A 23,184-nucleotide genomic window follows, 5' to 3' on the forward strand; every position below is an offset into this window, starting at 1 on the left:
CCACAGGAGGCGGCCCTTAGGCTTCATCCAGGGATTGTTGCAAGCGGCTGAGGGCCAAACGCAGATGTTTTTCCACCATGTTGCGGGAGATGCCCAACCGGGCGGCGATTTCAGCCTGGTCCAGTCCTTCGAATTTGCGTAATACCAATACTTCCCGGCAGCGCGGCGGTAGCCCGTTCACCGCCCGCGACAGGATTTCCAGCCGTTCGCGGTCGAGGGCGGTGCGCTCGGGGGTGGGTACCGCTCCCCAGTCTTCCGGGCCGGATGAGGGTTCGGGGTCCGCGTCGGCGTCGAACACCCGCGCTTGGACCCGCCGCCGCCGCAAGTGGTCCACCACCAGATTGGCGGCGACCCTGAAGGCGTAGGCGCGGGGGTTGTCGATAGTCTGGGTCCGGGCGCTTTGCCATAGCCGCAACTGGGCTTCCTGGGCCAAATCGGCGGCGGCTTCCGGGCAGCCCAGCTTGCTGCGGAAATAGTGGATCAGTTCCTGGGTCAGGGTGTGGTCGCAGTGCGGGGCGGGAGCTTCGACATAGGGGGGAGGCATGGAGGCACGCGGTCATTCCGGGAACGGCTGGAATCCGCCGACAGCATAATCCGCGCCAATATGTGGGCTGAAGGTGGCTTTGGCGTGGAAGCCTCCTGTTCCTGCGCTGGGATTCCCGTGGCCAAATCCTGCTATCGGTTATTAAATGCCGTCACTTTTATATATGCGGCATATAACATATATATATGCGCGGCTTACCCAAGTGATGTGTGGGCTGGTTTCCAAGCCGGACTTGGAAGTTGACGTCGGCGTTGCGCACGTATTTCCCACGGCAGCCTAACAAAACCCTTGACGCCAGTCGGTTCCGGTGCTAATAAAGCGGTTTAGTGGGAAATTAATTGTTTCCTTTTAAGTAGCAAGAACGCAGCGCGGAGGTGGTTATGAAACGTTTGTACTATCTCACCGACAACCTGGACAGCACCGAGCAAATCTCCAACGACATCCACCAAGCGGGGATCACCGACTGGAATTTCCATGTCATCAGCAAGGACGAGGCGGGGCTTTATCGCCGCCACATCCACGGGGCCAATCTGTTCCATAAGCAGGATGTGGTTTGCCACGCTGAATTCGGTGCGCTCATCGGCGTGGTCCTGGCGTTCTTCGCCACCCTCTACGCCAAGGAAATGGAGGTTTTCGGGCCGGAAACCAGCGGTTTCATGGATGTGGCGATCTTCGGTTTCATCGCGATGTTCGGCACTTGGCTCGGCGGCTTGGCCGGATTGGCGCGGGAAAACCAAGCCATCGCCAAATTCCACGACGCCATCGGCGCCGGCCAAAACCTGATCCTGGTCGATGTCCGTCGTCAAAAGGAGCCAGCTATCAAGGCGTTGATGGCCGCGCGGCACCCGGAAGCCCGCTTGGTGCAGGAAGGCTCCAACCTCGTCAATCCCTTGAAAATCCTATGGGATTCGGCGGCGTGACGGAATACGGGAACGGATCGCCCTGGATAGGGTATCCGTTTCCCGGAATTCGCCGGGGTTTGATGAGGGACGGGGGAAGGCGGCGAAATTTGGTAGAATCGCGGCATCGCCCACCGCCGCCCGCACTTTGATGACACAGAAGCTATATATTGAAACCTTGGGCTGCCAAATGAACGAGTACGATTCGGCCAAGATGCGCGACGTACTCCACGCCTCCCACGGATTCGAACTCACCACCGATCCCGAACAAGCCGACGTGCTCTTGCTTAATACCTGCTCGGTGCGCGAAAAAGCGCAGGAAAAGGTATTTTCCGAACTCGGCCGCTGGCGTCCCCTGAAGAACAAGCGCCCCGGCGTCGTTATCGGCGTCGGCGGCTGCGTCGCCAGCCAGGAAGGCGAAGCCTTGCAAAAACGCGCCCCTTTCGTCGATCTGGTGTTCGGCCCGCAAACCCTGCACCGCCTGCCGCAATTGCTGGAACAGGTCCGCACCCAGCATAAACCCGCCATCGATATCTCCTTCCCGGAAATCGAGAAATTCGACGCCTTGCCCGAACCCCGCGCCGAAGGCCCGAAAGCCTTCGTGTCGATCATGGAAGGATGCAGCAAATACTGTACGTTCTGTGTGGTGCCCTATACCCGCGGCGAGGAAATCAGCCGCCCGCTCGACGATGTCATCGCCGAGATCGCGACCCTGGCCGAACAGGGCGTGCGCGAGGTGGTGCTGCTGGGCCAGAACGTCAATGCCTACCGGGGCGCGACCGACGAGGGCGATATCGCCGATTTCGGCCTGTTGCTGAACTACGTCGCCGCCATCGACGGGATAGGCCGCATCCGCTTCACCACGTCCCATCCCAACGAAGTTGGCGATAGCCTGATCGACGCCTACGCCGAACTCCCGCTGCTGGCGGGCCATCTACACTTGCCGGTGCAAAGCGGCAGCAACCGCATCCTGGGCCTGATGAAGCGCGGCCATACCCGCGAGGACTACATCGCCAAGATCGAACGCCTCCGCGCCGCCCGGCCCGGACTCAGCTTGTCTTCCGACTTCATCGTGGGCTTCCCCGGCGAAACCGACCAGGATTTCGAGGACACGATGGAGTTGATCGAACGCTTGGGTTTCGATCAGTCCTATAGTTTCCTGTACAGCCCGAGGCCGGGTACGCCCGCCGCCGCCATGGAGGACACGGTGCCGGTGGCGGTGAAGCGCGAACGCCTCGCCCGCCTGCAAGCCCGCATCGCCGCCCAGGCCGCCGAGATTTCGCGCGGGATGCTGCACACGGTGCAGCGGGTCTTGGTGGAGGGCGTGTCGCGCAAGGACTACGAGCAGCTTTCCGGGCGCACGGAAAACAACCGCGTGGTGAATTTCGCGGGGAGTGCCAAGCATATCGGCCAGTTCGTCGATGTGCTGATTACCGAAGCCCTCCCGAATTCGCTGCGGGGCCGCTGGGTCGATACCCGCGATCCCGATTTTTCCATCCCTGCAACCCGCCATCCGACTACAACACTTGTATAACCAACTCTCCACCTTGCACCTCACCCTGGAGCCCGCCGACAACGACCGGCTGGCGAGCCTCTGCGGCCAATTCGACGAACACCTGCGCCAGATCGAGCGGCGTCTGGGGGTCGAAATCTCCAACCGCGGCAACCATTTCGAGATCATCGGGGCCAACCAGCCCGCCCAGGCGGCGGGCAAGCTGATCCAAAGCCTGTTCGACGCCGCCCGCCATGAACTCATCACGCCCGAGCGGGTGCATCTCTCGCTCCAGGACGCCAACCTCGCGGCCATGCTCAAGCAGGAGGGTGAACCCGCCGGGACCGTCACCATCCAGACCAAGCGCGGCACCATCAAACCCAAGGGCGCGAACCAGCAGCGCTATCTCAAGAGCATCCAGGAACACGATATCAATTTCGGGGTCGGCCCGGCCGGTACCGGCAAAACCTATCTGGCCGTCGCCGCCGCCGTCGAGGCGCTGGAAACCGAACAGGTCCGGCGCTTGATCCTGGCCCGGCCCGCCGTGGAAGCGGGCGAGAAGCTAGGTTTCCTGCCGGGCGATATGGCGCAAAAGGTCGATCCCTATCTGCGTCCGCTGTACGACGCCCTCTATGAGATGCTGGGTTTCGAGCGGGTCGCCAAGCTGATCGAGCGCAATGTGATCGAGGTCGCGCCGCTGGCCTTCATGCGGGGAAGGACGCTTAACGGCTCCTTCATCATCCTCGACGAAGCCCAGAACACCACCACCGAACAGATCAAGATGTTCCTGACCCGCGTCGGCTTCGGTTCCAAGGCCGTCATCACCGGCGATATCACCCAGATCGACCTGCCGCGCAGCAAGGAATCGGGCCTCCGCCATGTGTTGGAAGTCCTCAAGGACGTGGACGGTATCAGCTTCACCTTCTTTACCTCGCAGGACGTGGTGCGCCATCCCCTGGTGCAACGCATCGTCGCCGCCTACGAAGCCTACGAACGGGCGCATCCGAAAGAGCCATGATCCAGATCGATATCGAGAACGCCAGCACGGCGGACTCCCTCCCGGACGCGGCGCACTTCCGCCGCTGGGCCGAAGCCGCCGCCCCGGACGGGGACGCCGAGGTCTATGTCCGCGTGGTGGACGAGGCCGAGAGCGCCGAGTTGAACCAGACCTACCGCCATAAATCCGGCCCGACCAATGTGCTGAGCTTCCCGTTCGAGCCGCCGGAAGGCTTGCCCGAGGCGGAGCTAGGCACCTTCCTGGGCGATCTGGTCGTCTGCGCCGCCGTGGTCGAGCGCGAGGCGGCTGAACAAGGCAAGACCCCGGAGGCGCATTGGGCGCATATGCTGGTGCATGGGATGCTGCACCTCCAAGGCTACGACCACATCGAGGACGGCGAGGCCGAGGCCATGGAGGCCGAGGAAATTGCCATCCTCGACCGATTAGGCTTTCCCAATCCCTACGACGCTGAGGCGGCGCAATCATGAGCGATGAGCAATCGGGCGAACACCGAAGTTGGCTCGAACGGCTAAGTCATTTCCTCTCGGGCGAGCCCGAGGACCGGGAGGATTTGTTGGAATTGCTGAGGGCGGCGCAGAAGCGCAACCTGCTGGACCCGGAAGCGCTGGGCATGATCGAAGGCGTCATGCAGGTCTCGGAACAAAGGGTCCGCGATATCATGATCCCCCGCTCGCAAATGATCGTCGTCTCCCAGGACGCGCCCCTCGAAGATGTTTTCCCCCTGGTCGCCGAATCCGCCCATTCCCGCTATCCCGTCATCGGCGAGGACCGCACCGAGGTCGTCGGTGTCCTCCTGGTCAAAGACCTCCTGATCCACAGCCTCAAGGACCGCTCGCGCAAGGTCATGGAAATCATGCGCCAAGCCCTGTTCGTGCCGGAAAGCAAGCGGCTCAACGTGCTGTTGCGGGAGTTCCGTTCCAGCCGCAGCCATATGGCCATCGTGGTGGACGAATACGGGGCGGCGGCGGGACTCGTCACCATCGAGGACGTGCTGGAACAGATCGTCGGCGAGATCGAGGACGAACACGATTTCGGCGAGGAGGAATATATTTTCCGCAAGAACGACCGCGAATTCACCCTCAAGGCGCTGGCCCCCATCGACGAATTCAATCGGTACTTCGGGGCCGACCTCAACGACGACCAGTTCGACACCGTGGGCGGCTTGATCGTCCACCATATCGGCCATGTGCCCAAGCGTGGCGAAAAGGTGGAGATCGGGCCTTTCCGCTTCATCGTGCTGCGCTCGGACAACCGCCGCGTCCATATGCTGAAGCTGGTGCTGCTACCGTTGCCGGAAAGCCGGCCCGAACCGTTCCAACCCCATCACTGAGAGCGACCCCGCCTGTGCTGTTCGACCTCCTGGCCCTCGCGGGCGGCTTGCTGCTGCCCTTCGCCTTCGCGCCCTACGACCAGCCCGCGCTGGCGGTGGTGGCGCTGATGCTGTTGTTCGCCGCGTGGGGGCGGGCCGGGCCGGGGCGGGCGTTCTGGCGGGGTTTCCTGTTCGGGCTGGGGCAGTTCGGAGTGGGGGCGTCCTGGGTCTATATCAGCATGCATCGGTTCGGTGGGGCCAGCGTGCCGGAGGCGGTCGGTTTGACCGCGCTGTTCGTGCTGTTCTGGTCGCCGTATCCGGGGTTCGTGGGCTGGCTGGCTGCCCGGTTGGGGCGGGGCTACGGCCCGGTGTTCAAACTGCTGGTCCTGTTCCCGGCGGCGTATACCCTGGCCGATTGGCTCAGGAGTTGGCTGCCGACCGGGTTTCCCTGGCTGCAAGTCGGCTATAGCCAGATCGATACGCCCCTGGGGGCTTTGGCCCCGCTGTTCGGGAGCTATGGCGTGGGCTGGGCGGTGGCGCTGGTGGCGGGCGGGGCGCTGGCGCTGTTCCGGTTGTCCGGGCACCGGCGGCGGGTAGCGGGCATCGGCTTGGTGCTGTTCCTGGGGCTGTGCGCGGCTTTGGAGCGGGTGCGCTGGACCGAAGCCGCCGGGCCGCCCATCCGGGTCGCCCTGCTCCAAGGCAACGTCCCGCAGAACAGGAAATGGGAGCCGCAGTTCCAGCGCGAAATCCTGGGGCTCTACACCCGTCTGACCCGCCAGCATTGGGATGCCCAACTGGTCATCTGGCCGGAAACGGCGGTTCCGGCGTTCTACCAGCAGGTCAAGGACACTTTCCTCGCCGACCTGGCAGCGGAGGCGCGGCAGCACGGCACCGACCTCCTGCTGGGCATCCCTTATTACGATCCGGCCCAGGACCGCTATTTCAATTCCATCGTCGCGCTGGGCGGGGCGTCCGCCTTCTATTTCAAGCGGCATCTGGTGCCCTTGGGCGAATATGTGCCCTGGCGTCCGTTGTTGGGCTGGGTGCTGGATATCCTCGAAATCCCGCTGTCCGACTTCGGCGCGGGCCGCGACGACCAAACCCCGCTCAAGGCGGCGGGTTATCCGCTGGCGGCTTCGATTTGCTACGAGGACGTGTTCGGCCAGGAATCCTTGCTGGGCTTGCCGACAGCCGCTTATCTGGTCAATGTCACCAACGACGCTTGGTTCGGCGATTCCGCCGCCCCGCACCAACACGCGCAAATGGCGCGGATGCGCGCCCTGGAAACGGGCCGCTGGATGCTCCGCGCCACCAACAGCGGCGTGACCGCGCTCATCACCGACCGGGGCCGCATCGCCGCCACGGCTCCTTTGTTCCAGGAGGCCGAGGTCACGGGCAGCTTCGTGCCGATGCGGGGGCGCACGCCCTATGTGCTGTGGGGGGATGGGCCGGTGGTGGTGGGTTTGGGGCTGGTATTGGGGATAACGGCGTTACGTAGGCGGTGGGCGGTCCCGCAACACCCCGCGTAATGGTGGAGTGAAATCCAGCGGGGTGGGCAAGGGCTTCCAGGTCTCCTGGGATTGGGGTTTAATCGCAGTCGCCGTCCCCAGGATTCGGGTCGATCCAGGCCAAGGTTATTATACTGGGTGGGTAACCGGGCATTCCCGGCTGCCATCCGGGTTTCCTCAGTAATGGTCATTCAATCAAATCAAGCGAAGATAACATGCCAGTAGAAGTTTATGGGGCGGCCCTCGCCGGAGAGTATGGCGGCGTCAGGGACGGGTATCTGACCGGGTGGGTCTGGAACGCGGCGCGGCCCTCCGAATTCGTGGGATTGCGCTTGCTGATCGATGGCGAGGTGGCCGCGGAAGGCCGGGCCAATATCTGGCGGCGGCGGCTCGCCGAGTTGAAGATCGGCGACGGCAGGCATGGGTACTCGCTGGGTATTCCCAGGCGCTTCGTCGATGCGGAGTCCCACCGGGTCGAACTGGTCACGCTGGACGGTATATCGATTGCGCGGCAGACGCTGACCCTCGCTGTCGGCGAGGACTATGTCGCGCCGGTGCGGATCGTCGAGCGGCCTAAAAAATACTATCTGGCGATCCTGGCCATCGCCAAGAACGAAGCGCCCTATCTCCACGAATGGGTGGCCTACCACCGGGCGGCCGGGGTCGAGCATTTCCTGATCTTCGATAACGACAGCGACGACGGCACTACCGAGATGCTGGGACGCCTAGCCGACCTGGGCTGGGTCGAACACGTCCCTTGGCCCAGGGCGGCCCATCCCGAAAGCCCACAGAAGGAAGCCTATGCCGAGGGCGTCGCCCGCTTGAGGGAACAGGCCGAATGGATCGCGGTCGTCGATCTGGACGAGTTCATCGTGCCGCTCCACCACCCGGATATCCCCGCCATGCTCCGGGAATATCCCGATGTCACCGCCCTGGGGCTGTGCTGGCGCTTGTTCGGATCGTCGGGCCTGAAGCAATGGACGCCGGGCCTGGTCATGGAACGCTTCCGCAAATGCCGAGCCACCGGGGCGAAGTTGGTGAAGTCCATCGTCCGGGCCGACTACATCCAGGAGGCCCGCATCCATGCCCATGCCATGAAGGAAAGGGCCACGGTGGACGAACTACGCCGACCGCTGCACGGACCGTACGCCCAGGCCGGGACTGTCGCCGTGGCCCAGATCAATCATTATTTCACCAAGTCCAGGGAAGAATGGGAGCGGAAAAAACTCAGGGGGAAGGCCGACCGCGCCCTGGACGACAAGGATTTCATCCGTATGGACGAGGAATATGCCCAGCACGATTTCAACGAGGTCGAAGACGACGCGATCTTCAAGTTCTATGAAGCGACCCGGCGCGGCGTGGCGTGGCTGAGGGCCAATATCTCCAACGGGCGGGGCGCGGTCGACGCCGGATTCCGGCTGGAACCTTTCGGCGGGCAGGCATTGCGGGCCGGTTCGGTCCATCCCGGACCCGGTGCCGTTCTTGGCGCGGGGCGGCTGATGGCGTTTTCCAGGGACTACCCCGCGCCGGTCATGGCAGCGGCGAAGCATCTCGCCAAGCTGGCTATCCCGCCGGTCCGGCTGGTGGAGGTCCAGGATGCCTGGGTGGCCGGGATGATGGTGGTTGCCCAGGGCGGGACGTTGTTTTTCGATCCCGCCGTTTATCCGGGCTATCTCAAGAAAATCTACGAGGATGGCATTTGGCTCAAGAGGGATATCGAGACGGTGTTGCATGGTATCCATGAAATCACGCTATCCGAACCTTGTTTCGTCTTCTATCACGGCAACTGCAACAACTTCGGCCATTTCCTCACCGAGGCTGTGCCCAAGCTCTTCACCATCAAGGAACTGTACGCCCAGGGTTGGCGGGCACCGCTCCTGCTCGAACGCCACCGGGCCGGGTTCTTCATGGGCTATGTCAAGGCCATCCTGCCGGAGGCCGAAATCGTGTTCATCGAACCCGGCATCCGCTACCGGGGGGATTTCCTGTTGCCGAGCATAGACCCAGGCTACAAATATCATCCAGAGCGGGTGCGGCAGATGCAAAACTACGCGGAAGCGCAGGCCGGGCGGGTGGACAAGCAGTTCCCCAGGGAAATCTTCATTTCCAGGGGCGCGTTCCCCAAATCCTACCGGCGGATGGCGAACAGCCCGGAAATCGAGGAAATCGCCTGTGGACACGGCTTGGCCATCGTCAGGCCGGAGGCATTGCCCATCCCCGAGCAAGCGGCCCTGTACCGGAACGCCGAAATCATCGTCGGGGAGTACGGCTCGGGCCTGCACAACGCGATCTACAGCAGGCCGGGCACGGCGGTGCTGGCCCTGAACTGGATCAACGGCGTGCAACAGGCTATCGCGGACTCGTTCGGGCACGCGGTGGGGTTCGTCTTGCCGGAGGATGGCGGACCCGTGCTGAACCATGGCGAAGGCGTCCAAAAGACTTTCAATATCGCGCCGGAGGAGTTCTCGGCGGCGCTGGCGGAAATATTCAGGATGCGCGATTTCGTGGCCGGGGCCAGGCGGGCCGCGGCGGATTGCCAAGACGACCCGATCAAGGTGACATAGGCCATGCCCTTATATTTGCTAGAAAACAAACTGGTTTTGTTTATCCATGTGCCCAAGGCGGGAGGCACTTCGGTGGAGGAATACCTTTCCACACATTACCTAGGCTTACTGGACCGGGGGTTCCGGGGCCATTTGCCCTGTTCCCCCCAGCATTTCCACGCGGCCATGCTGGCCACCGCTTTAAAAGACGCGCCCTTGGATTATGTCTTTATGGTGGTGAGGAATCCCTGGGACCGGTTGAGGAGCGAATACAAGTTCAGGAAAAGGCATTTCAAGGATGCCAAGGATGTGGATTTCGATGAATGGGTCGAGCGGGTGGTCGCGGCCTACCGCAAGAACCGTTTCCACCTGGACAACCACTTGCGGCCGATGAGCGAATTCCTGTTACCGGGCACGGAAGTCTTCAAACTGGAGGAGGGGCTAGCGGCCTTGCGCGATACCTTGGCGCAAAGGTATCCCACCGCCATCGACGCGGCCTGGCGATTTCCGGCGGTCAATGTGATCGATAAGGATGGCGAGCCGGGCGAAGCGCCTTCCCAAAAGGTCCGCGACCTGGTGCATAGGTTGTACCGGGAGGATTTCGAGCGCTGGTATCCGCTGGCAAACGTGGAAAGCGGAGGCTGACGGCACGGACCGGCCGGGGCGGATCGGATGGCCCGTGTGCTTGGACGTGGTCCGCTTGGAAAGCCAGGTTTTCTGGCGGAGGTGACTGTCTATCTGGACGGGAGGTTGCAGCCGTTTCCGAACGTCCGTAGGCGCCTGTCAAGATTTCAACGTAGGGGGGGCAATGAACGAAAACGCGCATCGTGGCGATCCGCCGCGGATCATATGGTTGCTTTGGCTACAGGGATGGGACCAAGCCCCGGAAGTCGCCTGGGCCGGGCGCACGAGTTGGGAAAAGCGCAATCCCGGTTGGCAAGTCCACGCACTGGACCAAGCCGATATGGTGGATTTCCTGTCATCCGAAGGCTCCAAGCGTATCTTTTCCACGCCGAAACAGCCGGAGGCCATGAGCGACCAAATCCGCTTGGAACTTCTGCACCAGCACGGCGGGGTCTGGGCCGATGCAACCACCCTCTGCGCCCGTCCCCTCGACGACTGGCTTCCCCAGGCCATGCCCAATGGTTTTTTCGCCTTCTACCTGCCCGAGCGCGACCGCATGATTTCGAGCTGGTTCCTGGCGGCCGAGAAAGGGGCGTATATCGTCGAGAAGTGGAGGGAGGCCGCTTGGCGTTACTGGGAGGGTCGCGAGCGCCGCGATAATTATTTCTGGGCTCACAGGCTCTTCACCGAACTCCATGGCCTTGATCCCCGTTTCCGGGCGCTATGGGAGGGTACGCCCCGGATGCCGTCTTATCACCGTTTCCATTTCGGTCCGCGCAACGCCCAGTTATCACAGGAACCACCGCCGGAAATAGAGCGGCTCCTGGCTTCCCCTCCCTCTCCGGTTTTCAAGCTGACCCACAAGTTTGATACGCCACCGGGGCCGGGTTCGCTCATGGAGCGCTTGTGCGCCTTCGCCAGGGAATAGCTTCACCGGGTGGCCGGACCGCCCCGCTCCTGGAAGAAGGCGTTGATGCGGTCGATGGCTTCGTTGGCCCGTTTGTACGGGCAGGGATATATCTGTCCTCCGCCATCCCTGCGGTGGTTATGGCGGATCAAAAGCGGTTTGCAGGCATTGGGGCCGAAGCTGTTGTGGATCACCCCATGGGTGGGGAAATTCAATTCGGTGGGCAATGCCCGGTAGCTGAGCCCGGCCATGGACAAGGCGATGGGCAGGGCGAATTGGTGCGCCAGGAAGGGGTATTGCTCGATGTCGGGAACCTGTGCGCGACAGCCGGACAGGTTGAGGATCGCGCTGTGCCACGCTTCGACCAGGGATTGCGCCAAGCCGCTGGGGACGGCCAGGACGGCGGTATTGAAATAGGGCAGGGTCTCGGCGGCGCCGAAGGAGGTCAGGAAGCGGGCCGGTGGGAAGGGTGCCCCGAACGTCTTGAACAATCGCTTCCATACGCCGAGGGGCAAAGGGTTTTGGTCGGCTATTTTCGCGAGGACCGAATTGCCACGGATGCTTTTTGAAAAATCCCCGGCGACGACCACGTCCGTGTCCAAGGCCAGCGTGTAATCCACCCCCGGATGCGGTCCGATGGCCAGCAGCTTATTCGCCTGTGGGCATCCTATATCGAGCGGTTCGACAATTTCGACCCTCACATCCAGGCTTGAAAGGACCGCGGCGTTTTCTTCCGGGATCGGCCCCAGGAAATAGGCGATGGCCGGGCTGTTCGCCATCGTCCCGCCGAAATGCCGCAAGGTCGTGAATAGATCGAAGATTTCCGACAGGTAAGGCTCGGATGGAGGAGCGATGGTCGTGACGGCGACCTTGGGTTGTTTGGGCGGAACCTGGCCTCCCGGACTTGCAGAACCCTGGGTGCCGGCCTCCGCTGCTTGGGGAGGGCGGTGGTGTGCCGTTGTTTGCCCAACATGGCCCAGCCGTTTCCGCAAAGCGGGCACGAATTTCTGGATATCCAGGTTCTCGTTGCGGTTCGCCCAGTTCCGCCTGCTATCCAAATCCTGGTCGCTATACCCTATGGCTTTATATCTGGGACGCTTCATTTCGTCGAAAGCCTTCCCGTCGAAATTCAAATAATGGTTGATGCGCAGTTTCTTGCATTTGGGGGGATCGACGAACGCCCCGTGGAAATCGGCCTTGGTTTCATCCACATAACGGAAACCGGGCTTGAGCTTGACATAATGCTGGGTGAGCGCGCTGGCGACCGCCGACACCTTGACCAGGCTTTTAATGTGTTTATCGGGTCCGGCGCATTTAATCAAGGTTTCCAACATGCATTGGTTGGCCGGAATCTCATAGATATCCGCGGTGCCGAAGCCGAACCAGTTAACCCCGACAGCCCCTATATCCGGGTCGTTGTAGGATTTTAGCGTCTCCTTGATATCCATCGATTCCAGGGTTAATAGGTACTCGTCGCTATCCAAGAGCGCCAGCCAGTCATATCCTTGGGCCTTGGCATAATCGATGGCCCGTTGCTGCTGGTCGATCTGATAGGCCGCCCAGGCGGGGATATCGCTGCCCGAAAAAGGCGTGCCATCCAGCACATCGACAAAGCCCGACCCGATCCATGGGGTCAAGGGTTCGAGATGCCGCCGGTCCTCGCCGGAAAATGAAAGTATAACCTTGTCCCAACCCGTCACTTCATAGAATGCAATCCATTCTGGAAGGAACTTATAATCCTGATTGAATATGCAGTGACTCACTAATCTCATAATATCCCCGATGACCCTGGTCGTGCCTATGGTGTAGGCGGTCCGATAGCGTGTTAAGCCCGGCCTAAGAATCCCTAAAGGGCTGGAAGTTTGTGATCGTCTGGATACCAGCGCTCGAAATCCTCCTTGTAGAAGCTATAAACAAGGTCGGCGACTTCTTTGCTCACGATGCTACACCGCTCTTTGGTTCCGGTTTCATGGGCGTGCGGGATCGCTTTTTCCTTGGCGATGGCGGTGGGATATCTCGAATGGAGGTCGTCGCGCAGCCGGTCCAAACCATCCTCAAGTTTGTAGACTTGGGTGTTTGGCAGGATGAACTCGGTCATTGGCCGTAGATGGTTGTCGAGGTGGTAGGGGTTTTTTAGGTAGGTTTCCAGAGCGTGGGCGACCCATGCCTCGAAATCCATATTCTTGACATCGCCGAAGTGTTTTTTCCTGAATTTATATTCGCTTTCCAGTCTGCGGAAGGGATTCCTGACGACCATGAATTTATAATCGATGGGGGAATTTTTCAGGATGATGGAAAGCAGCGCGGCGTGGAAGTGCTGCGGGGAGCAAGGCAATCCTCCCGGATAAGAAGTATCCATCAACCCCACATAATGCGGTGCCAGGAAATGCTCTATCGATGATCCCCCGGCTTTGGGGACATGGATAAATAAGACCAACTTTTTTTCTAGCATGAATAAAGGCATAGGTTCACCATTCTCTAAACCGAACTAGGTTATCCGATTAATCTTGTCGCTTTCCGGTGGGACCGGTATTCCGGGGACGATCCCGGCAGCGAGGGGTATAGCCATGGCGGGCGCTGGCTAGGCCGTTATAATCACCCTGACCGCATCCAGGCGCAGATTCGCCGCCTGGATGCAGGCGTTCATTTCCAAGGCTTCTTCCTTGATCCGCTCCAATTCTTCTTTGCGGACGTTCGGGTTCACCCGCTTCAGGGCCACCATGCGCTTGAGTTCGCGGGTTTCCGCATCGACCATGCGCTTGGCGCTCTCGGCGACGAATTGGGGGAGCTTGGCCTTGGCCTCGCGTTCGGCCAGGGCCAGGAGTTGGGTGATGAGCTTGCGCTGGCCCCGGATCAGTTCCACCGCCTGCTCGCGGTCGAATTGGCGCGGCTGGTCGATCAGGCTGTCGAAGGGCAGGGCGCCGAGGTTGTCGCCGGTCTGGTCGTAGAGGAAGCGCAGCAAGGTGGGCGGGAAATAGCGCCCGATCCTGAGGCGTTTGGGCGCGGTGCAATCGACCAGGTAGAAGGCTTCGACCAGGAGTTGCCCCGGATCGAGGTCGGGATGGCGCACCACGCTGAGGGCGGCGTTGCCCTGGCCGCCGTTCACGATCAAGTCCATCGCCCCGCGCACCATCGGGTGTTCCCAGGTCAGGAACAGCATGTCCTCGCGGGCCAGGCCGATGCGCCGGTTCAAGGTGACGGTGGCCCCGTCCTCGGTCAATTCCGGGAACTGGGTGCGGAGATGCTCGCCTTGTTGGAGGATGTGGCAATCCTCCGAGTGTTCCTCGACATTCACCCCGTAGACATCGAACACCTGTTCCAGATAGGGCCAGAGCTTGTCGTCGGCATCCTCGGCCTGGACCAGGGCCACCAACCGTCCGGCTTCCTCGTTGCGGCAGGAGTTGAGTTCCAGCAAACGGTCGCGGCCTTGGTGCAGGGCTTGTTGGATCGCGGCGGACAGGCGGGCGGCCTCGGCGATGAGCGCGTTTTCACGCGCCGGGTCGGGGCGCAGCAGCAGGTCGATCAGTTCCCCGTGCAAACGGGCGAACACGGCGGGCGCGGCCGGATTGGGTTGGGCGAAGGCGTTCAAGCCCTCGTGATACCAGCGGAACAGCAGGTGTTGGGCACCGCCCTCGAAATAGGCGGCATGGATGCGGATGGTGTCGGCTTGGCCGATGCGGTCCAGGCGGCCGATGCGCTGTTCCAGCAAATCCGGGTTCAAGGGCAGGTCGAACAGGGCCAGATGGTGGGCGAATTGGAAATTGCGGCCTTCGCTGCCGATTTCCGAACACACCAGTACTTGCGCCCCATCCTCCGCATCGGCGAACCACGCTGCCGCCCGGTCGCGGGCGACGATGCTCAAGCCTTCGTGGAACGCCGCCGCCTTGATCCCAGCCACGCGCAGGGCTTCTTCCAGGTCGATGGCGGTCTGGGCCTTGGCGCAGATCACCAGCACCTTGGCCGGGCGCAGTTGTTTCAAGGTTTGGGTTAGCCAGGACACCCTGGGGTCTTGTTTCCACCAATCGCCCGCGTCCTTGGGGAACAGGGTTTCCGGGTGCAGGCGGGCGGCGGGATCGTCGTCCGGCGCGGCACGGTAGGCCGCGGGCAGGGGCAGGGCGTGGCCCAGCAGTTCGCGGGCGGGGAAGCCCTGTACCGTGGCGCGGGTGTTGCGGAACAGGATGCGGCCCGTGCCGTGGCGGTCCAGTAGCAGTTGGATCAAATCCTGGCGGGCTTGCGCCGCCGTCGCCGGGTTGCCCAGCCGCGCGAAGGTTTCCTCGGCCAAATCCTGGGTGATGAGGGCTTGGAGCCGGGCCAGGGTGTTGAGGTCGAGTGCTGGATCGTCCAGCAGGTGGTTGATGACATCGGCCAGCGCCTCGTATTCGCGCTCCTCTTCCAGGAAGCGCTCGTAACTATAGAAGCGGTCGGGGTCCAGCAATCTGAGGCGGGCGAAATGGCTTTGCTTGCCGAGTTGTTCCGGGGTGGCGGTCAGCAGCAACAGGCCGGGCGAGACTTGGCCCAGCGCCTCGACGAGGGCGTATTCGGGGCTGGCTTGTTCTTCCGACCATTCGAGATGGTGGGCCTCGTCCACCACGCACAAATCCCAGCCCGCCGCCAGGGCGTGCGCCCGGTGGCGCGGGTCGTTGGCCAGGAAATCCAGGCTGCACAGCACCAGTTGCTCGGTTTGGAACGGGTTGTCCTCGCCGGTTTCGGCGTAGCGCTCCTCGTCGAACAGGCTGAAGCGCAGGTTGAAGCGCCGCCGCATTTCCACCAGCCATTGATGCAGCAAGGGTTCCGGCACCAGGATCAACACCCGCTCGGCCCGGCCCGTCAGCAATTGATGGTGCATGATGAGGCCGGCTTCGATGGTCTTGCCCAGTCCCACCTCGTCGGCCAGCAGGACGCGGGGCGCGGCGCGGCGGGCGACTTCGTGGGCGATGTAAAGTTGGTGGGGGATGGCGCTGGTGCGTCCGCCGCACAGGCCCCGCACTTCCGATTGTTCCAGGCGGCCCAGCAGGTTCAGGGTGGCGTGGCGCAGGCGGAAGGTGGCGGAGCTGTCCAACTGGCCGGTGAACAGGCGGTCCTGCGGCTTGTTGAATTGCAGGAAATGGTTGAGTTCCATTTCTTCGAGGCGGGTTGGTGCGCCGTCCTCGTCGTTGCCCTCGTAGGTGAGGATGCCCTGTTGCTCCCGCACCGCCTCCACCTTCATTTTCCAGCCATCGACGCTTTCCACGGTTTCGCCGGGGTTGAAACGGACGCGGGTGAGCGGGGCGTTGTTGGCGGCGTAGGTGCGCCGTTCGCTGCTGGCGATGAAGAGCATCGTGACGCGGCTGTGTTCGACGGCAAGCACGATGCCGAGCCCCAATTCGGGCTCGGTTTCGCTGATCCAGCGTTGTCCGGGGACGAAGTCGGGCAAGGTCTGATCCTCCAAGGGCTTAGGGGTGTGGCGAAGGGGGGAATTGTAGCAGAGGGGGAGGGTGGGGGAGCGGGCGGGTGTGGGCCGGTATGGTGCTTGGCACGGGCGGTCTCAACTTCGGTACCTTTCTTTTGGGGCGGGAGGTCGGCACAGTTTAGCGTGACGTCTTATTTAAGAGGCTGTCGCGCATTGTACAATGACAGCGTTTGTGTTTGGGGATCAAGTAACTGGGTGGTTGGCCGGGTTTGTTATGGTTGGTCATGAAGATTGACTGAATTTGGGGCGATCCAATATAAACCTGTGGATTGCTTATTCTTCTGCGATTGCCCAAAGTAATAGTGTTCTCTGTGGAATGGAAATATCGAGGTTAAGGTGTGAATGATATGAAGGCGATCAACGGATATATTAAGAAGGTCAGGCTGTACCGTAAGGCTGGGAGTATTTCGGAATCCATGGAGGCCTGCCTTGAAGCGATGGCACGCTTTCCAGATAGTTTCGACCTGTTGTATGAATACGCGGCGCTATTACATGCCGGACGCCAATACTCTAAGGAATGCGGGATTTTGGAGGGGCTTTTATCCATGGAGCAGGATAAAAGGCTGGCTCAGGATAGCCCGGAAGCCAGGAGTTTTTATCTGAGCCTGTGCAAAAGCTATCTCATGGCGAAAAAATATGCCGAGTTCGAGGCTTTATCCGAAGTGGCCCGGCATAAATTCACCATTCCGGCGGCACCCTTCCATGTGGATAAGACATTCGAGCTGGTTATCAATAAGAAAGGTGCGCCTTTGATCATATTGTTCCAAGGCTTCAAACTCGGCGTGATCAAACAGTATTTCAGCATCAGCGAGCCCGAGGATATAAAATCGTTGAACATATCTGGCTTGCCCTATGCGTTCCAAGGGTTTTCCCGTGAATGTGGCGATTATAATTATCTCTTCGTCAAGGATAACTATCAATCCTGGTATTTGTTGAATTTCGACGGGTATGTAAAGTATATGCGTAATGTTATTGATGAGAGTGATGCTCCCCGTGTGGCTTGCGTCGGATTTTCATCGGGAGGGTTTGGCGCGATTGTTTTGGGCCAGGCTATCAATGCCGATATATCTATCGGAATGTCGCCGCAAACTATCGCGTTCGAGGTGTTTTCCAATCCATATAACCGGAAACTCAATAAGTTGTTCATGTTGAGTCTCAACCAATATTCAGATTTGGCCGCCCTCCAGGCACGGGAAGGCGGATTCGGTCGCAAGGTTGCCATCTATGTGTGTGAGCGGAAGAAAGGGGACTATGAACAGGTGATGAGATTGGAGCAGGGCGATGCCAACCTCAAGATCGATTTTTTGAAGTGCGGTAATCATATGGTCGCCAGTTTCCTAGGTAAAAAAGCTTTGTTTGAAAAGCTCTTCGCCGATATCGCGGCGGCTTTTTAGCGGTATTTATAGGGTCGAGCCGGGCGGGCATGTACTCATGCCTACCCTCTCCGAAGCGCTACGGTGGGCTGGGAATACCGGCCCACCCGGCTGTTTTTAAGATTACTAATGGGTTTCAGCCATCGCCTTTATCCATTTACGTTTCTGATTCCCCCATCCCGATATATTTCTTCACCGTCCTCCGGTCCAACCCCGAGCGCCGCGCCACTTCCTCATAGGTCCGGCACCGCCCATACAGCCGCGCCAGATACCCCGCCAGCAATTCGTCGGCGGTCAACCCGCCTGCCGCCACCTGTTGCAGGAACACATCCGGCGCGGCCCGCCCATCGGCCTGATAGCGCCCGGTCAGGCAGATGCGCCGCACGCATTGCTCCAACTCCCGCACATTGCCCGGCCAGGGATAATCGGCGGGCACCGAGGCGCGGGTGCGTTCCTCCACTCCGTCCACCAGGGCCAAGCCATCGGGACCGAAGGTCCGCACCAAGATCGCAGCCACCATCAGCCGCAATTCCGCCGGGTTTTCCGCGATACGCTGGCGCAGCGGCGGCAGCGCGATCACATCGGAACACAGCCGGTAGAAGAAATCGTCGCGGAACCGCCCCTCCGCCCGCAATCGCCCCAGGTCGCGGTGGGTGGCGGCGATGACCCGGCCATTGAAGGCTTGCGGCTCGCGTCCGCCCACCGGGGTGAACCGGCGTTCTTGCAGCACCGTCAGCAGTTTCAACTGGATCAGCGGTTCCACGTCGCCGATCTCGTCCATCAACACCGCGCCATGGGCGCTGCACCGGGCCAGCACGCCCTGGTGGTGGTCGATGGCCCCGCTGAACGCGCCCTTGCGATGGCCGAATAGCTCCGATTCGATCAGTCCCGCCGGGAATTGCGCCAGATTGATACTGACGAAGGCGCGGGTATAGCTCTCCTGGAAGCGTCGGGTTTTGGGATCGTAGGGGATGTAGCCGGAGTGGCCGATGGCGCGGGCGGCGGCGGTCTTGCCGGTGCCGGTCTCGCCCAGCAGCAGGGTGGAGAAATCCTCCATCCGTCCCACCAGGCAGCGCAGATACCAATCCGGGCGGAAGGTGAAGATGGCGTTCCACAACCGCATCCTGAGTTCCACCACGGCGGGGCACAGGCCGATGATTTCGCGTTCGATGCAATGGAAGCCGCGCCGCACTTGGTAGAACACGCCCAGGTAGCGGGCGCGGGCCTCGGCGTCCAGGCCCAGGTCCGCCAGTTCCGCCCACAGCGTGTCGGCGAAGGGCAGGGCCAGGGATTCCGCGCTCTGGGCCTGGCGTTCGATGAACTGGCCGAATTCGTCGCGGAAGGCGTGATAGATGCGGAACAAGCCCACCCATTGCAGGATGCGGGCGTCTTCCGCCGGGTAGCGGTCCGGGCGCAAGCGGCCATCGGGGTCGAGTTCGCGCACCCGGCGCTCCACTTGTTCGATGGCGAGTTCCAAGGTCCGGGCCGGGTCCGCCGGGGCGTGGGAGTCGATCCCGGCGATGCGGCGGTCCAGCGCGGCCCGCTCCGGCCCGAAGGGATTGGCGAACACCGCTTCCGCCACCCAGCCGAAAAACCCGCGCTGCGCTTCGCTCAAGCGTAAGCCGGCCATGAAAACCCCCGTGCTTTTTATGCTGGGGCTATTGTGCATAAAACGTCGGTCCAGGCCAAACCGGCTGGCCTATGAGTTAATCAAGCTATTGATTAGTAATGGTTAATCGCCGCGCATCGGGCTGGCATGCCGACTGCTTTAATAGGGTTGTCACAATCACCCGAGGCATCCCCCATGAATCCCTTTAAACGCATCTTCGTCAGCGTCAAGGCCCAACTCAACGAAGTCGCCGGCGATTTCGAGAACCACGAAGCCGTGGCCGACGCGGCGATCCAGGAATTGGAAAGGCTGGCGGCCACCACCCGCGTGCGGCTGGGCCGTCTCGACCGCGAACTGAAAGCCCTGGACGAACGCCACGCCGCTTTGCGCAAGGACGCCGCGCTCTGGGCCGAGCGGGCGGTGCGGGTCGCCGCCGAGGAAACGCGGGCGCTGGAATGCGTGCGGCGGCTGGAAGCCGTGGAACGCGAGGCCGGACAATTGGCCGTCTCCCTGCGCGAAACCCAGGCACTGCGCCAGAAAATCCGCGCCGAACTGGACCGCCAGACCACCAAGCTGGAAGAAGCCAAGCGGCGGCGGACCTTGCTGAGTTCGCGCCAATTCCACCTGGAATATGCCCAGTTGTCCGACCCGCTGGGCGGCGCGGAGGCGGTCGATGCCGTGTTCGACCGCTGGGAAATACGGTTGGGCGCGGTGGAGCCGGACCTGGCCGAAGGTACCGGCTACGACGATCTCGCCGCCGAGTTTGAGCGCACCGAACAGGCCGAGAGCCTGCGCCGCCGTTTGGCCGGTCTGGTCGCCGCCAACCCCTCCCAATCCAACACCGAAACCGGGGAGTAATCCGCCATGAACCTTTATGACAGCGAATCCCAGGACCGCCGGGAATCCCCCAACTACCGGCCCGGCTTTTACCTGCGCCTGTTGGGCACCGCCATCCTGCTGTTGGCGATGGCCGATTTCCTGGTGCAGGGCTTGAACGGCCTCACGCCCAACTACCGCTACTGGATTATGCCCGGCTTTTCGCTGTTGCTGGCCTTGTGCGGGCTGGTATGCGGCTACCTCTGGCACGACCACAAGGGAGCGCGGTTGTTCTTCGCCCTGGCTGCGGCCTTGGTGCCGGTGCAGTTCACCCAGTTGGGGGCATTGATCTACGCGCCACCCGTGGAACTGGCCGGGTCGGCGCTGTTGCTGGGCGATTTGGCCTTGAGCCTCGGGGTTGCCCTGCCCGTGGCCTACCTGGCGTTTTCCATCCTGGCCAAGCCGCGCCGGGCCAGTTTGTTGACGGAATTGTTCCTGGGCTGCGCTTTGTTCTTGCTTCCGAGCCGGGAACCGGAGGTCGTGGCGGTCTTATGCCTGGGCTTGTTCGGTTTGCTGCGGCTAGGCTGGGTCCGGCAGCGCCAGGACGCCTTGATGCAGGCGGGCGAGGGCGTGGCCGCGCTGGCCTTGGCGCATTTGCCATTGATCATCATGATAGGACGTAGCGCTTTCCTGCCCTGGTCCTGGATCACCACGGCGGCGCTGTTGACGATCTTGGCGGTGGTGTTGTTCGTGGATGCCGCCCGCGCCGGGTTGCTCGGGGGCTGGGCGGAACCCATGGGCGCTTTGGCCGCTTTCCTGGCCTTGAACTGCTTGCTGCTGGCGCTGCCGGTCGGGGTGGGCGGGTTCGGCGGCTGGACCGCCCATGCCTTGGGTGGCGCGGCGCTGTTGTTCGCGCTGGGGCAGAAATCCCTGCGCCAGGGTCCGGCCTTGCGCGGTCTCGGCACTTTGCTCGCGTTGCTCGGTTGCTTCCTGTGCTTGGCGGTCCGCCGCGACCATGCCGCCGCCATGTTGTTCCTGGCGGTGGGCACGGCCTTGGTGTATGCCGGGATCGCTTATCGCCAGCGCTGGGTGTTGTTCGCGGGCATCGTGGGGTATCTGGCGGGGGCGATTTTCTACGCCCGCTTCACCGTCAACCTGTACCAAGCCAGTCCGTGGCTGACCATGATCGGCCTGGGTATCGGCATCTTGTTGTTCGCCTCCTTCCTAGAGAAGCAACGCAAGCCGCTGATGGAATGGGGGCAGCGCTGGTGGCGGACGGTGAATGCTTGGGGGCGGTGAGCGGTTGTCCCTCTGGACATCTACGGATTGCGGGCGGAATAGCGGATATTCCGCCCCACGCGCTCAGTGGAACGGGCAACGCCCACCCTCAGTTTCCCCGTCCTCGACCTTGATCGCCCGCGTCGGGCAATACTTCTCCGCCGCCCTGAGTTTCTCCACCCATTCCGGCGAGGGGTTTTCATCCAGCACGGTGAGCCTGCCCTTGTCGTCTACCTGGAATACTTCCGGCGCTTCCGTCATGCAGTTCGCATGGCCCTTGCATAAATCCCAATCGACCGCGACCTTGATCTGGTGCCCGCCCGCGCTGCCCGTCCCGACGGACGAGGAAGTCGCCGCAGTCCGTTCGGCCTGGGTTTCGCGCCTGCGGTAGCGCACCAAGCATGGCGACACGGGCTCCACCACCATCTTGGTGTAATCGTCGCGGTAGCTTTCGGGCGGGTTGACCAACTCGAAGTCATAGCGCCGCAGCAGCAGGCTGAAAATCACCTTCAACTGGAACAGCGCGAAGGCGTTGCCCGAACATTTATGCCGCCCGCCGCCGAACGCCTGCCAGCCGTAGAGATTGCGGTCCTCGCCGCGTTCCGGGCTGTAGCGGTCGGGGTCGAAGCGCTCGGGGTCGGGGAACAGTTCGGGAATGCGGTGGGTCACGGCGGGCGCGGCGCAGACGAATTTCCCCGCCGGAATCACATACTCCCCGACCTGGAAATCCTGCATCACCTTGCGCAGTAACAGGATCAGGGGCGGATGCAGGCGCAGCACTTCCTTGATGACGTTTTCGAGCCTGGGCATCTGCCGCAGCGACTCGAATGTCACCGGCCCGTCCTCGCCGAACAAGGCGTCGAGTTCCGCCACCACCCGGCGCAATTCCTCCGGGTGGCGCAATAATTCGATCAACACCCAGGCGGCGGTGCCGGAACTGGTGTGGTGGCCCGCGAACACGGCGGCGGTCAGCATCCCGGTGATTTCGTGGGAACTGAGCTTGCTGCCGTCCTCGTAATGGGCGTCGATCAGCATTTGGAACACGTTGGTGCTTTTCTCGCTGCTTTGGGCGCGTTTTTCCATGATTTGCGCCACCAAGCCGTGCAGCTTCACCCGCGCTTTATCCCGGCGGCGGAAGATCGGCAAGGGCAAATTGGGAAAGACGTAGGCGATGGGCTGGATGCTGTGTTCCAGGTCGCGGTAGATTGCGGCGAATTCGGCGCTGAGTTCGTAGCGGAATTCCGGGCCGAGCAAACAATGGCTGGCGGTGTAGATGGTCAGTTCCTTGGTGAAGTCCAACAGGTTCAGGCTGCCGGATTCGCCCCAAGCGCGGGTCATTTGCTCGACCTCGCCGGCGATGACCTCGGAATAGGTCCGCATCGGCTTATCGCGCAGGGCCGGCATGAGCATTTGCAATTGCTCGTTCTTGCGCTGGATCGGCGCATCGAACACCACGCCCTCGCCGAAAATCGGCGTCATCAGCTTATAGGCCGGGCCTTGGTCCAGCACTTCATCCGGGGCGCGGTAGAACGCCTCGCTGGCTTCCGCGCCGGTCATCAACACCATGTCTTGGTGGAACATCTGGAATTCGGCGATATCGCCCAGCTTGGCCCGCAGCCGCATCATGAAATCGTGGGGGTTCTTGCCGAAATCGGGGATGTGTCCGAGCAGGGGCAGGGCGCCCGGCAGTCTGGGCGGGGCTTTCGGGGGGCGTTGGCTCATGATGTGGGACTCCGGTGGGTTTGGGACCAGGAAAAGGGCGCGGAATCTTAGCATCGATGTTCCGCGCCGCCGCAACCGCCCTCAAAATCCGGT

18 protein-coding genes are annotated in these 23,184 nt (G+C 61.7%); 12 read left to right on the forward strand and 6 right to left on the reverse strand.

The features are described 5' to 3' along the window. Positions 1 to 16 precede the first annotated feature (16 nt). Positions 17 to 544 carry an RNA polymerase sigma factor gene (locus tag B9N93_RS04660; protein ID WP_085211333.1) on the reverse strand — a complete coding sequence of 176 codons (528 nt, stop codon included), beginning with the start codon at positions 542 to 544 and terminating at the stop codon, positions 17 to 19. A 380-nt stretch (positions 545 to 924) separates the two neighbouring features. Here B9N93_RS04660 and B9N93_RS04665 point away from each other — a divergent pair, with 380 nt between their 5' ends. The 9 genes from B9N93_RS04665 (at position 925) to B9N93_RS04705 (ending at position 10,865) form a co-directional block, all read left to right on the forward strand. Next, positions 925 to 1,464 (forward strand): hypothetical protein, encoded by a 540-nt coding sequence (locus tag B9N93_RS04665; RefSeq protein ID WP_085211335.1) that lies wholly within the window; start codon positions 925 to 927, stop codon positions 1,462 to 1,464. Positions 1,465 to 1,594: 130 nt separating this feature from the next. Continuing rightward, on the forward strand, positions 1,595 to 2,977 hold the full coding sequence (miaB, locus tag B9N93_RS04670) for a tRNA (N6-isopentenyl adenosine(37)-C2)-methylthiotransferase MiaB (RefSeq protein WP_085211337.1): 1,383 nt from the start codon (positions 1,595 to 1,597) through the stop codon (positions 2,975 to 2,977). Then, positions 2,970 to 3,953, forward strand: a complete 984-nt coding sequence (locus tag B9N93_RS04675) for a PhoH family protein (protein ID WP_085211338.1) — start codon at positions 2,970 to 2,972, stop codon at positions 3,951 to 3,953. Before miaB ends, B9N93_RS04675 begins: the two co-directional genes overlap by 8 nt. Continuing rightward, complete coding sequence (gene ybeY / locus B9N93_RS04680) at positions 3,950 to 4,420, forward strand: rRNA maturation RNase YbeY (RefSeq protein ID WP_085211340.1); 471 nt, start codon at positions 3,950 to 3,952, stop codon at positions 4,418 to 4,420. The genes B9N93_RS04675 and ybeY overlap by 4 nt, the downstream gene beginning before the upstream one ends. Further along, complete coding sequence (locus B9N93_RS04685) at positions 4,417 to 5,283, forward strand: HlyC/CorC family transporter (protein ID WP_085211342.1); 867 nt, start codon at positions 4,417 to 4,419, stop codon at positions 5,281 to 5,283. The genes ybeY and B9N93_RS04685 overlap by 4 nt, the downstream gene beginning before the upstream one ends. 14 nt (positions 5,284 to 5,297) lie before the next feature. After that, entirely contained in the window at positions 5,298 to 6,791 is a 1,494-nt protein-coding gene (gene lnt / locus B9N93_RS04690; protein WP_085211344.1) for an apolipoprotein N-acyltransferase, read from the forward strand. 194 nt (positions 6,792 to 6,985) lie between these two features. After that, positions 6,986 to 9,334 (forward strand): glycosyltransferase family 2 protein, encoded by a 2,349-nt coding sequence (locus B9N93_RS04695; RefSeq protein WP_085211346.1) that lies wholly within the window; start codon positions 6,986 to 6,988, stop codon positions 9,332 to 9,334. 3 nt (positions 9,335 to 9,337) lie between these two features. Further along, positions 9,338 to 9,958: a sulfotransferase family 2 domain-containing protein gene (locus tag B9N93_RS04700; RefSeq protein WP_085211348.1), complete on the forward strand. Its 621-nt coding sequence runs from the start codon at positions 9,338 to 9,340 to the stop codon at positions 9,956 to 9,958. Between the two features lie 163 nt (positions 9,959 to 10,121). Further along, the gene (locus B9N93_RS04705; protein WP_085211351.1) at positions 10,122 to 10,865 is read left to right on the forward strand and encodes a capsular polysaccharide synthesis protein; all 744 of its coding nucleotides are present in this window, start codon (positions 10,122 to 10,124) and stop codon (positions 10,863 to 10,865) included. A 2-nt stretch (positions 10,866 to 10,867) separates the two neighbouring features. Here B9N93_RS04705 and B9N93_RS04710 read toward each other — a convergent pair whose 3' ends face one another. The 3 genes from B9N93_RS04710 to rapA form a co-directional block, all read right to left on the reverse strand. After that, entirely contained in the window at positions 10,868 to 12,481 is a 1,614-nt protein-coding gene (locus B9N93_RS04710; RefSeq protein ID WP_125468837.1) for a hypothetical protein, read from the reverse strand. A gap of 209 nt (positions 12,482 to 12,690) precedes the next feature. Continuing rightward, complete coding sequence (locus tag B9N93_RS04715) at positions 12,691 to 13,308, reverse strand: sulfotransferase family 2 domain-containing protein (protein WP_085211355.1); 618 nt, start codon at positions 13,306 to 13,308, stop codon at positions 12,691 to 12,693. Between the two features lie 117 nt (positions 13,309 to 13,425). Next, positions 13,426 to 16,257, reverse strand: coding sequence for an RNA polymerase-associated protein RapA (gene rapA, locus B9N93_RS04720; RefSeq protein ID WP_085211357.1), 2,832 nt, complete (start codon positions 16,255 to 16,257; stop codon positions 13,426 to 13,428). Positions 16,258 to 16,640: 383 nt separating this feature from the next. Here rapA and B9N93_RS04725 point away from each other — a divergent pair, with 383 nt between their 5' ends. Then, positions 16,641 to 17,687, forward strand: coding sequence for a hypothetical protein (locus B9N93_RS04725; protein WP_085211359.1), 1,047 nt, complete (start codon positions 16,641 to 16,643; stop codon positions 17,685 to 17,687). Positions 17,688 to 17,823: 136 nt separating this feature from the next. On the opposite strand, the gene B9N93_RS04730 is transcribed toward B9N93_RS04725, so the two are convergent. After that, positions 17,824 to 19,296, reverse strand: a complete 1,473-nt coding sequence (locus B9N93_RS04730) for a sigma 54-interacting transcriptional regulator (protein ID WP_125468838.1) — start codon at positions 19,294 to 19,296, stop codon at positions 17,824 to 17,826. Between the two features lie 174 nt (positions 19,297 to 19,470). Between B9N93_RS04730 and B9N93_RS04735 the strand changes: the two genes are divergently transcribed. Both B9N93_RS04735 and B9N93_RS04740 read left to right on the forward strand, forming a co-directional pair. Next, a complete protein-coding gene (locus B9N93_RS04735; protein ID WP_085211363.1) occupies positions 19,471 to 20,133 on the forward strand; it encodes a PspA/IM30 family protein in 663 nt (220 codons plus the stop codon). 6 nt (positions 20,134 to 20,139) lie between these two features. Then, positions 20,140 to 21,390, forward strand: a complete 1,251-nt coding sequence (locus B9N93_RS04740; protein WP_085211365.1) for a hypothetical protein — start codon at positions 20,140 to 20,142, stop codon at positions 21,388 to 21,390. A 63-nt stretch (positions 21,391 to 21,453) separates the two neighbouring features. Here B9N93_RS04740 and B9N93_RS04745 read toward each other — a convergent pair whose 3' ends face one another. After that, complete coding sequence (locus B9N93_RS04745) at positions 21,454 to 23,091, reverse strand: cytochrome P450 (protein ID WP_085211366.1); 1,638 nt, start codon at positions 23,089 to 23,091, stop codon at positions 21,454 to 21,456. Positions 23,092 to 23,184 lie beyond the last annotated feature (93 nt).

It is taken from the genome of Methylomagnum ishizawai, from assembly GCF_900155475.1.
In the GTDB taxonomy this organism is placed as follows: Bacteria; Pseudomonadota; Gammaproteobacteria; order Methylococcales; family Methylococcaceae; genus Methylomagnum; species Methylomagnum ishizawai_A.